Raw genomic sequence first — 12,464 nt, forward strand, 5'->3', positions numbered from 1 at the left:
ATTCAGTGTGCCAATTCGTCCTTCTTGGCGCGAACCTTTTCGAGTGCTGCCTCCGCACGTTTACGTGCGCGCTTTCCCTGCACCTCGGTTTGTTCGGATACAACCTCGGCCCAGTCGTTGCTCTTCGCGCGTGCAAGTTCTGCGATCTCGGCACTGTGTTTGCGCGTCAAGTCTGCCAGTTCAGCCCGACGCTCGCGCGCGGTCTCGGCGAGTTCGGTGCCACGCTCCAAAGCCGAATCGGCGAGTTCGGAGCCTCGCTCGCGCGCCATCTCTGCCAGTTCGGAGCCACGCTTCTGCGCGACCTCCAAGAGATCCGGCCCGCGCTCCTTTGTAGCTTCGCCAAGTTCCGCTGCTCGTTTGCTTGCGATCTCCGCAATCCCCGAACCCCGTTCCTTGGCCAGTTCGATCCAATCCGTACCGTGCGCTTTGGCAGTGTCGCCGAGTTCGGAGCCACGCTCCGATGCCACAGCCATTGCATGTTCGACACGAGAACCAGCGTTATGGCCCTGTGCCGCGACCAGCGGAAGTGCAGCGACAACCGATGCCCGCGCCTTTTTTGCGGCGCGACGTCCGCGCCACCCCAGAGATGGTTTTCCTTCGGTGTCGACGGATGCGATTATCAACCCACCGAGCAAGCTGACATTCTTGAGAAACTGCGTACGCTGCATCGCGCGCACCGAGGGATCGGTCTCGTTCCAAAAATCGTGACCGACGAGCGTGGTGGGCACCAGGCTGCCAGCGAGGGCTATCGACGCAAGGCGGGGCGCTTTGCCGCTGGCCAGCAACACACCACCCCCGATCTGGATTGCAGAGTTGATCTTGACGAGCGTTTCCGGATCAGCAGGGATCTTCTGCTTGACCGCTTCGGGCAACGTCCCGACACATTTGTCGATCAATGGCGCCGCTTGAACTGCTCGCTGGGCAGGATCACGCAGCGCATCGATTCCTCCTGCGATGAAAAACGTAGAGAGCAACGGACGAGCGATTCTGCGTACCAACATGTTTCAAGCCTCCCGATATAGATTCGTAATTCACCACAGCGATCAACGAAAGAATTCGATCCGACTACGTACTCGCCAGGCTCTCCTCGTCGACCGCTCGGTTCGTCGCGCACAGTAAATCTAACCGCCACAATACAGATTTTGTGCGAAGAAGTTGGGCAGTCGAGCCATCACTGGGCGTTCCAGTGGACATTTTCCGCTCAGTTCGGCGTTTCGAGGCCAGTTCAGATGGTTATTTACGATCGCAGTATTGCCAATTATCTATGCTTGCTGGTATAGATTTTGGTAGTTGACAGACAGACAGAAAGACGACGCGTGCGGGTGGCGGGAAGCTGGAGGACACAACCGCGAAAAAATCGGCACCCACTTCACGAAGGAGCCGTACGCCTCGGATGGCGATAGAGCACGAAAACCTTTGTCTATCAATGAAAGCGAGTCCCACATGCCCGACGAACTCATCGTCCGGCGCGTCATCGGCGCACCCACCTCGTCTATATTCGCCGCGCTGGCGAACCCCGAGGTACAGGCAACGATCGATGGCTCCGACATGCTCAGAGGAGCAATCGATCCGAAGCCGCTGAACGGTGTCGGCGACACGTTCACGATGCAGATGTATCAGCCGGCACTCGGTGAGTACGTCATGGAGAACACCGTATTCGTATACCGAGTCAACGAAGAGATCGGCTGGATTCCGAACCGCCAAGGCATGGAGCCTCGCGGCACGCGTTGGTCGTGGCGGCTGGACGTCGTATCGGAAGGCAGTACCGGCCTCACCCAGGTATACGACTGGTCCGGCGTCAAGGACGCGGAGTTCCGCCAAGCGGCGCAATTCCCAAGGGTCACGGAGGAGCAGATTGCCGCAACGATGAACCGTCTAGCCGACCATCTCGGCGTTCCCGTCGAAGAATGGCAAGAGAAGAGTGAACAGAACTGAATCGTCGATGCCACCGCAGGGGTGAAATGCACACGAATGCGGTGACACACTCTCACCTCGGGGGCAGCATGACAACCACAGACAATTCATCCGGACACGATGGCGGGCGCGACACCGCAAGCCGAGCCTCGGACGATCGAGCTGATGCTACGCATCGCCCAGAGCTGACAAGCCTTGCCGGTGCGCTTGGAAATTCACATGACCCGGCATACCCCTCTGACGTGTTGTTTGCCAGTTTGTCCGAGATCAACGGGGTCACCGCCCTCTGCGTTCGCGGCGAAATCGACGCAACGTCCCTGGCTTCGTTAGGCGCTCACCTGCAAGACATCAGCGATGAAGGACGCCCCTTTGTCATCGACTGCACCAACTGCCACTTTCGCAGCACTGCTGAACTGTCCATCCTGAGCGCTCTGGCAGCGCGCGTGAACAGACTCGGCATCACCTGGGCGCTCGCAACCGATCACAGGACCATACGGTTACTCGAACTGATGGAATTCGATACCAGGATCGATGTCTTCAGCTCCCTATCGGAAGCTGGAGCTTTCGTATCCGCTTCCGCAACGGAAAGAACTTCCTCATGAACAACATTCGCCAAAATGGCGAGGGCCACGCGGACTTCGTCGTGGTCGCCAACCGCCTACCTGTCGATTTGGAACGCCGTCCCGACGGCACCACATCATGGAGACGAAGTCCTGGCGGTTTGGTGACGGCTTTGGAACCGATTTTGCGAGCAAAAAGTGGTGCGTGGGTGGGCTGGCCCGGAGTGCCGGACGAACACGTCGAGCACTTCACGGAAGACGGCTTGGCGCTGTACCCAGTCTCGTTGTCGTCGCAGGAGGTTGCGGAATACTACGAAGGTTTCTCGAATGACACCCTTTGGCCTCTGTATCACGACGTGTTGGTACCGCCTACCTACGATCGAAACTGGTGGGGTTCGTACTCTGCAGTCAACCGCAGATTTGCCGAGGAAGCTGCACGATGCGCCGCTCCCGGAGCGACGGTCTGGATACAGGATTATCAGCTGCAACTCGTACCGAAGATACTGCGCGAATTGCGCCCCGATCTCGAGATCGGGTTCTTCCTGCACATCCCCTTTCCACCAGTCGAACTGTTCATGCAGCTGCCGTGGCGCCGAGAAATTATCGAAGGCATGCTCGGTGCCGACCTCATCGGTTTTCATCTACCCGGCGGCGCCAACAACTTCCTTTTTCTCGCACACCGACTTCTCGAATTGGAGACCACCCGAACGGAAGTAGGGAGCGTTCTGGGACAGGTCCACACAGACGATCGAATCGTCAATATAGGCGCCTTCCCCATCTCCGTGGATTCACACGAACTCGAAGCCGCAGCCAAGGAAGACACGATTGTTGCTCGCGCCATCGAGCTCCGGCGGGAACTCGGAAACCCCGACAAAATCCTTCTCGGTGTGGACCGGCTGGACTACACCAAAGGCATCGACCTTCGACTCGAAGCGATCAAAGAATTACTCGACGAAGGACGTCTCGATGCCGAGCACACGGTCATGGTGCAACTGGCCACCCCCAGTCGCGAACGCGTGCAGCACTACATCGATCTCCGCGGTGTCATCGAGGAACACGTGGGGCATATCAACGGTGACCATGCTCAGATCGGTCACCCGATCGTGCACTATCTGTATCAACCGGTCTCACGAGACGAGCTGATCGCCCTGTTCGTGGCTGCCGACGTCATGCTTGTCACGCCGAAACGCGACGGAATGAACTTGGTTGCCAAGGAGTACGTAGCCTGCCGCGGCGACCTTGGCGGTGCACTCGTTTTGAGTGAGTTCACCGGCGCTGCAATGGAATTGCGACAATCCTACTTGGTAAACCCTCATGATCTCGACGGTGTGAAGAATATGATCATGACGGCGCTCCACCAAGATGCAGAATCAGGACGACGCCGCATGTCCGCCCTGCACCGTCAAGTCATGTCCCACGACGTCCACAGGTGGGCCCACTCATTTCTCACTACGCTCACAGATTCTGCGGCCAACGGCACCGTCCGCGATCTCACCGACACCGAACACGACCTCGCCGTCAATGCATGACGGGCGAACGACCATCCGACGACATCGACGAAAGGCAGGGCTCTCGATCCAGAGCCTGATTAACCGGAAAGCACGCGGAGGTTCAACATGCCTGACCAGTACGCAATGCAGGATCCCACCACTCAATATCCCGCGCCGATACGCGACCGGCAGCCGGAGATAACGCACCCCGGCCTCACGGCTGAGGTGGTCACTACCCCCGACCACGGCGAACACACCTACCGCGGTACCGGACGTCTCGAGGGGCGCCGCGCGATCATTACGGGCTCAGATTCCGGAATCGGGCGAGCAGTAGCGATCGCCTTCGCTCGTGAAGGTGCAGATGTGGTGCTGAGTTATCTCGACGAGGAAGAAGCAGATGCGCGGGAAACAGCCCACTGGGTCGAGCGGGCGGGCCGGAAAGCGGTGGGAGTCCCAGGCGATCTCCGATCCGAAGAGCACTGCGCTGCACTTGTGGAGACTGCCGTCCGCGAACTCGGCGGCCTCGATATCCTGGTGAACAATGCGGCCTTTCAGATGGTGCAGCTCGGCGGGATCGCCGACATCACCACCGAACAATTCGATCGCGTGATGAAAACGAACCTCTACGCACTCTTCTGGCTTTGCAAAAATGCGATTGCCGTGATGAAGCCAGGATCAACGATCGTCAATACATCATCCATCCAAGGCGCCGCTCCCTCGCCTGAGCTCCTTGACTACGCCACCACCAAAGCCGGCATCATCGACTTCACGAAAGGACTAGCCGGCGACGTCGCCAAGAAAGGGATCAGAGTCAATGCCGTTGCTCCAGGGCCGATCTGGACCCCGTTGATTCCGGCGACGATGCCCAAGGAGAAGTTCGAGACATTCGGGGACGACGTACCGCTCGGGCGAGCCGGCCAGCCGGCCGAACTCGCACCGGCCTACGTGTTCCTCGCGTCCGGCGAATCCAGCTACACCACAGGTGAAGTCATCGGAGTTACCGGCGGTAAGCCACTTACCTGACGACCGCCGTCGTTCGCACTCACCTGCCCCCTCTAGTCCCCGCAACGATTCGGTTGCTTGTCGTGATTCGCTGTACGGCGCAGTTCGGCGGCCGATTCCTCGCGATCGGTGTGGCTGATCGACCGACCTATCCAGAGCCCCACTAATGCTCCCAGGACGATCCAAACTGCGACAATTCCGACAATCCACCACATAGCTGGAAGTGTGCCACAACCAACCCGAGTTGAAGACCTTGGTCCCGCATATAGGCCGAAAGCGTTCAGACATTCGAGCGAGCGGACTGCAGGGAACGTAGGCCAGTGCGCAACTCAGATGGTCCGCCGACCTCAGGTGTGAACATCTCGTCGGCGGACCAAACCGTAACCGCCCCACCGTGCCTGAATGTAAACGCAGAGTGGTCTAGTTCACATCCGAGCGATGTGCCGACAGCGCCTACCAGGAACTGAAACTGTTTTACCGGCGCAGTTCCAGCCTGTCCGTGACGGCTGTCGTAATTGACCGCGACAGTTACTCATTTCGCCTAGCCGACGTTGAGACTGCGTCGACACGACCATTGCCAGAGTGGTCGGCGAACTGCTTCCGGTACGAGGAAGGAGTGGTTGCGAACGCGGATACGAAGTTCTGCCGGAAGGTGACAGCGCTCCCGAACCCACACGCGCCTGCAATGGCATCGATACTCCAGTCTGTCGTCTCCAGGAGAACTCGAGCCTCACCCAGTCGTTGTTCTTGAACCCACCGTGCCGGCGTAGTCCCTGTGGCAAGACGAAACTGACGGATGAAGTTTCGCCGACTCATCCGCGCCTGACCCGCGAGGCGGTCGACGGATAGCGGCTCACCAAGCCGACCGAGCGCCCATTCCAGCACGTCTGCAACAGCTGTGTCGCCAGCGGATTCCGCAAGTGGTCGCTCGATGTACTGAGCCTGGCCACCCTCTCGATGCGGTGCAACAACAAGGTTTCGCGCCACGCGGGTGGCCGCTGCGGATCCGAGGTGTTTCCGCACAAGATGCAGGCATGCATCGACCGAGGACACCGTCCCAGCGGACGTCATCACGTCGCCATGATCGATGTAAAGCACCGATTCGTCCAAGCGGATGCTGGGGTGGCGTTCGGCAAGCGTGGGCATCATGTCCCAGTGCGTGACAGCCGAGCGACCGTCGAGGAGTCCGGCGTCAGCGAGAGCAAAAGCGCCGAGGCACAGCCCTACGATCGGCTTGCCGCGGGAGTGCGCTCGGGAAAGTTCGGCTCGCAAGAGCTTGCTGATCGGCGAAAGTGGTAGCGGCCATGAGGGAATGATCACGATGTCAGCCCAGTCGAGCGTCCGCGGTCCGGCTACCTCTCCGATCGAGTAGCCTTCGGCAGTGCGAACCGCGCCCGCTCGGTCGGACCAAAGCCGAGTTTCCCAGCCAGGTGCAAGTCCGAGACGACCCACCTCACCGAACACCATCAGCGGTGCAGCAAGGTGAAACATCGTGACATCGTCAAACGCGTACACCGCGATTCGCATGGATCTCCCAACGTTGGCGCAAAATCATCGAAAGTATGCACCCGTGCCACTCACGGTGCATACGAACCTACCGAAGAATGGAAGACGAACACCACGGATAACCGATCCGGAACTGAAATCGACCCGCCTTCAGGAGTGATGAACCGTGCCTACACCCCGCCGTGCCCTTATTGTCGTCGACGTCCAGCAGGAGTACTTCGACGGGCCTCTGCAGATCCAGTACCCGCCGCGTGAAGAATCGCTGGCCAACATCCTCAGCGCGGTCAAGGTTGCCGGTGCCAACGACGTTCCCGTCGTCGTCGTTCAGCACCAGATGCCCGAAGGCGCCCCGGTCTTTGTCGAAGGGACACCCGGATGGTCACTTCACCCGGAACTCGAGGGGCAGATCGACCCGGCGACCAAGCGAGTGCACAAGCAGTACGCGAGCGTATTCGCCGGCACCGATGTAGCGGAATGGCTGCGCGCGAAAGACATCGACACCATCACGATCGTCGGTTACATGACCAACAACTGCGACCTCGGCACCGCCGTGGAGGCTGAGGCTCTCGGGTTCTCCGCAGAGATTCTTTCCGACGCCAGCGGATCGATCCATCTGGCAAACGAGGCGGGGCAGGTGTCGGCCCAGTCACTGCACGAGACACTCATGGTTCTTTTGCAATCGAACTTCGCAGCGGTCACGACGACAACCGAGTGGGCCGACGCCGTACATTCCGGGACGAGTCTACCCAAGAGCAACCTGGTGGTCTCGGCCATCCAAGGGCGCGAGTCCGCGACAAGCTGATATCCCAATAACACAGGGCGACAATCGGATCGGTTTTCCGATTCCGCACCGGTGCCGACCGAAACCAGGTCGGCACCGGTTCAGTTGTTGATTGCTCGCCAGACACGGTATACGTCCCTCGCCCTCCATGCTCCCCAACATATGCTGTCACGGACCGGTGAAAAAGCCGTCGCCCATGTCGATCCCGGTTTCCAGCTCCGATATCTCATGGGTGCACGTTTTATTTTTCCACCGCAACGGAATTCCGGTTTCCTCGTCGAACGCAACAGTGGAATCAAGACCGGCCCAGTCCGGCGGCATCTCGAACTCCCACGCGCGCCGCCCATTGACCTCTACTGCCCGGCCGGCCGTATCCGGCGGAAGAAGGTCGGCGAATCGAGCGTCCGGCCAAGTCCTGTGTATCTGGAGAAGTTGCGTGATGTGAATATCGAGACTGTAACCACCGCTTCGTACTTCGAGCACACCGTCGGTGCGGAACCATGTTTGCTTCTGCCGGTTCTGCAGAAAGAGCACTCCTTCGTCGTCAGCCAGACGGATACAGGTGCGAGGTTTGAACCAGAATTCGAGTTCCGCGCTGGGGCGACCGCCAGGAGGCCGCTCCTTGAACATCATTCCGTGCAGCGGAATCCGCTCCGCAGCCTTGTAGCGTCGCGCTACCTCGCGCCACTGCGAGGGTGGGTTCTGTATCGGGGGAGCGGGACGATCCACCTGGAGGGTCCGCCCCTCGCCGGGTACAACTGCGACCGTAAATGGTCCTGCCTCAAACAATTCGGCGGTTACAGCCACACCGGTGATCCGCTCGGCCAAAGCAAAAGCGCCTTCCATGGCATGCTCGCCCGGTTCGTTGAGCGCATCGTCGTCGATTCCGATTCCACCGACTTCCCAGATCAGATCCACGACTCGCTCGTCCCCGATCACCGGGCCGGATCCAAACAGTTCGAACGCGGCCACACGTTCGCAGTTCGACCACCAGATGAACTGACTGTCGGCATTGACGCTGAGAGAGTGCGCTACCACCTCGCGATCGGGTAGCAGCGGCCGCATCAGCGCTTCGGTGACAGCGAAGGACCCGCCGTTGAGCTGGATCAACAACGTGTCATCGCCGTCTATCGCTGCAACCGCGATCACATGCAGACTGCCGAGTCCGCTTGCGACGGCCTGATCCGCGAGGTCTAGCTCCACCTCGCCGACCTCGGCAACGCCAACTGCCTCCAAGTGCACGTCCGAGTCCGAGTGCGAACTCGCGGCACCAAGAAGACTCAATACCTCTGCCGGAGAGCGACCGGGGATGACAGCAGCGCAGTATCCGAAGGCGAATCGCTTGTCCAGGTACGGCTGAAGCCATAAATAGTCGTGATAAGTAGGCACAGTCACACGCTGCCACAACGCCCGTCAAACGACGTACGGTTTCGGCAACGTCACCAACCCGGGGCAGGCCTGAAGGGAGAAGGAATAATCCCCCGCATGAATTGGAATTACAGGCCCACAGAAACCGGGTGGTTCGTCAAAGTTGCCGAAGAAGACTCGACAATAACGATATTCGACCCCGCGGGGATCCTGCGTGGCGAGTTGTTTCCGACCCCTGTCGACGGGATCGATCGCGACACGCTGACGCCCCGCAAAGGCCATCCTGCTGTACTCCGCTTGCCCGACGGCACGATCGGCACATTCCTCGATCAGAAGCCAAAGGCGATGCGCCGGAGAAACAAACGATGTGAAGTCGCGATCGCAGACCGGACGTATCTCTTCGCACACACATCAGGCCGAAAGGCAACGGCGCTGCGTGACGGAATCCCTTTGGCGCGCATGGAACGTGGACGCTGGTCCCGCAGAAACACCGTCACCCGAAAATCGCTCGCGGTAGTGGATGCTCTCGACGAGTGCGTACTGACGATTTTCGAAAAAGTCGTGACACCCGGGCGCACGGGTGCATTTGATCAAGTGATCTCCGATTTCAGCAATATCTGAACTACGTTTCGCCGCCGAGCACGACAGCAGCCGGGCCGTAATGTACGGCCCGGCTGCAGCACTCACGCGCATCGACTGGAACTCTGAATTCGCCTCGCTGCTGAACCAGATGGACGCGATGAACTTACAGGTTGATTACGTCACCAACGAAGATCTGGTCAGGATCAACGATCTGGGGGTTCATGTCCCAGACCGCCTGCCAGGTGAGGCCTCGCTCTGCACCGATCTCGAACAAAGTATCGCCGGCTGCAACAACCACCGATTCGCCCGATACGGGAGCCTCTACCTCCGGAATGCTTTCTACCGGTGCTGGTTCGGATACCTCAGACTCGACAACCGGAGCCGGATCCGCGGCGGGCACGGGTTCCGGTGCAGGCGCGAGTTCCGGTGCAGGCGCGGCCGCGAGTTCCGGTGCAGGCGCGGCCGCGAGTTCCGGTTCCGGTTCTGGTGCGGGTGCAGGCGCAAGTTCAGGTTCGGGTGCAGGTGCAGGCGCACTGCTCAGACCGGTGTCACACGCGCCGACCGAACTCAGGAAGGACATGGGATCGACGGCCCCGCCACTGTGAATGCGGAGATGCAAGTGTGGACCGGTGGAGCTACCGGTGTTGCCCGTTGCGCCGATCTGGTCGCCGACCGCAACGCGCTGTCCGACACCGACCCACGTTTCGGAGAGGTGACCCATCTGGATCTGCTCGCCCGAATCTGCTTCCAACTGGATGTACGTGCCGTATCCACCCGGATCGTTCGGTCCGGCAACAGAGATCGTGCCCGACGTAGGCGCATGGAGCACCGTGCCGACGTTAACGGCAAAGTCGACGCCGTCGTGCCCGCCGTGGTAGCCCTGCGAGAGTGAGCCATTTACCGGCCACTCCCAGTTACAGCTCGCCGACCAGCTTTGTGCACCGGCCATACCGGAATTCACGACTGCCCCGGCGCCCACGAGAGAGCCCACTCCTGCAGTTACGGCGATGAAACGAATTGTGGTGGAGGTCTTGCGTTTGTTGTGCTTACTCATATTTTCCTTGACTGATGTGGTCGGAGCAGGTGCATGCAGGCGGCACTCAGTGCGTGCTGAGCCGCGTGGCTTTCAGCACCAACCCCGTTGGAATGAACTTGTAAAGATGCGCCGAATTGGCGCAGGCCTCGCCCAGTGGTGCGCCCATCCTGTGGACGCTTTGCGATACCGCGAACCCTCGTCGGGGGGCGTCGAAGCTACGTCACCGAACCGATAGCTTTTCGACGCTTGTTCAACGGGGCGGGTGCCTACCCAAGTTGTCGGGAATCACGGGGTGAAACATGCAGATCCTTGCGTTGCGGACTGAAGCACTTCATACGATGCCGCGTCCAGAAGCTGCGTGCGACGGCTGAATTACCCAGGCGCATACCTGACTTGGTGATTTCGACCCGACCGGTCGATATCGCGACTCAACGATCGCTCACGACCTCGAACTGAGCACGATTTCTAGGCAAATCCGTGCGATCGGAATACGCAATGCCGGGAGGCCTTTACCACTGCTCCAGCTCACCGTGATACCAATCCGATAACGAAAGCTCCATCAGCTGGGCTCGTTCATAACAGAATCCAAATCTGATGCGTGCCAATTCAATTCGGATGACACCGGGCAGCGACGCCGCGACATAGATGCTACTCGCGGCGAGCAACGCGTTCTGCTCCAAAGACTGCACCCTCGGAAGGCTCGGCGAGTGCCCCGAGTTCGGAAGTCAAGCGAAGACGCCGATTAAAACCCGCTGTTTGGTTTCGTTGCTGATTCAGCGAGGCAAGGGGGTACCTACCCGTACCGGTTGAATTACCTGTTTCGGTACCCGTTTTCAGCTGCGTCGATGCGCGTCACACTGCTGCGTGAGAACCAGAGCGGACAATCGGGTTTTTCTCGAATAATGCCGTCAACTGCACTTATCTCTTTCGACTGGGATGCCGACGCGACGGTTCACGAGCGGTCTCCCCCTAAATGTCGTGTGCCACGCGGCGAACGCTGGACCATGCCCGCGATCGCTTACTCCTGCCCGCATCTGTCGATTCCCAGAACTTCACGCCACCAGGACTCGCGTTCGTCGGATTCCGTCCAAACAACTGGATCCATGTCACTCCTATTATTCAACCCACCTTCCCCACTGTTACCCATCCCACAATTCCTGAAACCCTGCACCAACGTGACGGAATGCGTGGATGAACGTCAGAGGACGGGGACGAAGGACGAATCGACGGCAGCGCAACGCTCCCGACCTCGACGACACAAAAGCTGTAGCAGAGTGGGCGTGAACACATCCACGTGAGCGACCGGCAACGACGGCACGGCCAGATCTGGGACATCGCCGCGAGCTGACCGGCGGCAGTCCGGCGCGGTGTTATTCGGGCGCGGTGCCGGTGTCGTTCTCGGTGTGCCGGGCTTGCTGGAGTTCGGCATTGATACGACGCGCTTCGGCAAGTTGATCTTCGAGGATGATGATGCGGCACGCCGAGTCCAGAGCAGTGCCATTGGCGACAAGCTCGTGAGCGCGCGCAGCGATCCGGAGTTGGTAGCGAGAGTAACGGCGATGCCCTCCCTCGGACCGTTGCGGAGCGAGGAGCTTAGCGGCGTCGAGACTGCGTAGGAAAGCTTGCCTGACACCGAGGATATCTGCGGCCTGGCCCATGCTGTAGGCCGGATAGTCCTCGTCGTCGAACTTGTCGGACAGCGCACTGTCAGGGAGCTCAGCCGGAATGAGTGGCCTCTTTCTGTTAACGGACGGGACCCCCGGCGCCGTAGAGGCCGCCGGGGGTCGGGGTTGAACTTCCATTACACAACTGCACTCTTTCGAGCTCCCGGACCCAAACATGCTGTCCGGTAGCCGCTCTCAAGGGGCTGCCGAGGTCGTACACACTGACAACACAACCAACGGCCTCGACGCGACCCTGCCCTGCGGTACCGCTTGCGGGTAGTTCATTTCTCCCGCACTTCTTGGTTCTTTCTTCCTTGCAAGAGAAAACTTACAACGACTTGAACCAAATGTCTACCCTCGTCGCTACAGAAATTTTCCAGTGGCGTCTGGAACAATGCTCCTATGCGAAATACCCCGAAATCCGACTCCTTGCTCCGCGCCCAGTTGGACAGGGAGGAGTTCGAAGCGTCTCAGGAGGGTCTCGACCGCGACGTATCGAGGTCGGATGAGGACTTCACGGGGCCAGGATCGCGAAGTCGCGGTACTACGGTGCGTACCGCA

At 59.6% G+C, this 12,464-nt stretch carries 11 protein-coding genes; 6 read left to right on the top strand and 5 right to left on the bottom strand.

The genetic code is table 11. From position 1 onward, the window contains the following. Positions 1-2: 2 nt before the first annotated feature. Complete coding sequence (locus tag FEZ60_RS16495) at positions 3-1,001, bottom strand: DoxX family protein (protein ID WP_045064418.1); 999 nt, start codon at positions 999-1,001, stop codon at positions 3-5. Positions 1,002-1,443: 442 nt separating this feature from the next. Here FEZ60_RS16495 and FEZ60_RS16500 point away from each other — a divergent pair, with 442 nt between their 5' ends. From FEZ60_RS16500 to FEZ60_RS16515, 4 genes are all read left to right on the top strand, one after another. Then, the gene (locus tag FEZ60_RS16500; RefSeq protein WP_045064420.1) at positions 1,444-1,935 is read left to right on the top strand and encodes a hypothetical protein; all 492 of its coding nucleotides are present in this window, start codon (positions 1,444-1,446) and stop codon (positions 1,933-1,935) included. A 221-nt stretch (positions 1,936-2,156) separates the two neighbouring features. Continuing rightward, the gene (locus FEZ60_RS16505; RefSeq protein WP_033231605.1) at positions 2,157-2,516 is read left to right on the top strand and encodes an STAS domain-containing protein; all 360 of its coding nucleotides are present in this window, start codon (positions 2,157-2,159) and stop codon (positions 2,514-2,516) included. Beyond that, the gene (locus FEZ60_RS16510) at positions 2,513-4,003 is read left to right on the top strand and encodes a trehalose-6-phosphate synthase (protein WP_045064424.1); all 1,491 of its coding nucleotides are present in this window, start codon (positions 2,513-2,515) and stop codon (positions 4,001-4,003) included. Before FEZ60_RS16505 ends, FEZ60_RS16510 begins: the two co-directional genes overlap by 4 nt. An 87-nt stretch (positions 4,004-4,090) precedes the next feature. Continuing rightward, positions 4,091-4,987 (top strand): glucose 1-dehydrogenase, encoded by an 897-nt coding sequence (locus FEZ60_RS16515; RefSeq protein WP_045064425.1) that lies wholly within the window; start codon positions 4,091-4,093, stop codon positions 4,985-4,987. A gap of 507 nt (positions 4,988-5,494) precedes the next feature. On the opposite strand, the gene FEZ60_RS16520 is transcribed toward FEZ60_RS16515, so the two are convergent. Continuing rightward, positions 5,495-6,493, bottom strand: coding sequence for a helix-turn-helix domain-containing protein (locus FEZ60_RS16520; RefSeq protein ID WP_045064426.1), 999 nt, complete (start codon positions 6,491-6,493; stop codon positions 5,495-5,497). Between the two features lie 145 nt (positions 6,494-6,638). Between FEZ60_RS16520 and FEZ60_RS16525 the strand changes: the two genes are divergently transcribed. After that, positions 6,639-7,274, top strand: a complete 636-nt coding sequence (locus FEZ60_RS16525; RefSeq protein ID WP_045064427.1) for a cysteine hydrolase family protein — start codon at positions 6,639-6,641, stop codon at positions 7,272-7,274. 147 nt (positions 7,275-7,421) lie between these two features. Here the strand turns inward: FEZ60_RS16525 and FEZ60_RS16530 are convergent, their stop codons facing one another. Continuing rightward, positions 7,422-8,642: a DUF6461 domain-containing protein gene (locus FEZ60_RS16530; protein ID WP_172936528.1), complete on the bottom strand. Its 1,221-nt coding sequence runs from the start codon at positions 8,640-8,642 to the stop codon at positions 7,422-7,424. Between the two features lie 96 nt (positions 8,643-8,738). On the opposite strand from FEZ60_RS16530, the gene FEZ60_RS16535 reads away from it, so the two are divergent. Next, the gene (locus tag FEZ60_RS16535) at positions 8,739-9,242 is read left to right on the top strand and encodes a hypothetical protein (RefSeq protein ID WP_045064432.1); all 504 of its coding nucleotides are present in this window, start codon (positions 8,739-8,741) and stop codon (positions 9,240-9,242) included. 124 nt (positions 9,243-9,366) lie between these two features. On the opposite strand, the gene FEZ60_RS16540 is transcribed toward FEZ60_RS16535, so the two are convergent. After that, entirely contained in the window at positions 9,367-10,257 is an 891-nt protein-coding gene (locus tag FEZ60_RS16540; protein WP_202026118.1) for a M23 family metallopeptidase, read from the bottom strand. Between the two features lie 1,352 nt (positions 10,258-11,609). Further along, positions 11,610-11,897, bottom strand: coding sequence for a MerR family transcriptional regulator (locus tag FEZ60_RS16545; RefSeq protein ID WP_033231810.1), 288 nt, complete (start codon positions 11,895-11,897; stop codon positions 11,610-11,612). Between the last annotated feature and the right edge of the window lie 567 nt (positions 11,898-12,464).

The organism is Rhodococcus sp. MS16, assembly GCF_013277795.1.
Lineage (GTDB): Bacteria > Actinomycetota > Actinomycetes > Mycobacteriales > Mycobacteriaceae > Rhodococcus_F > Rhodococcus_F globerula.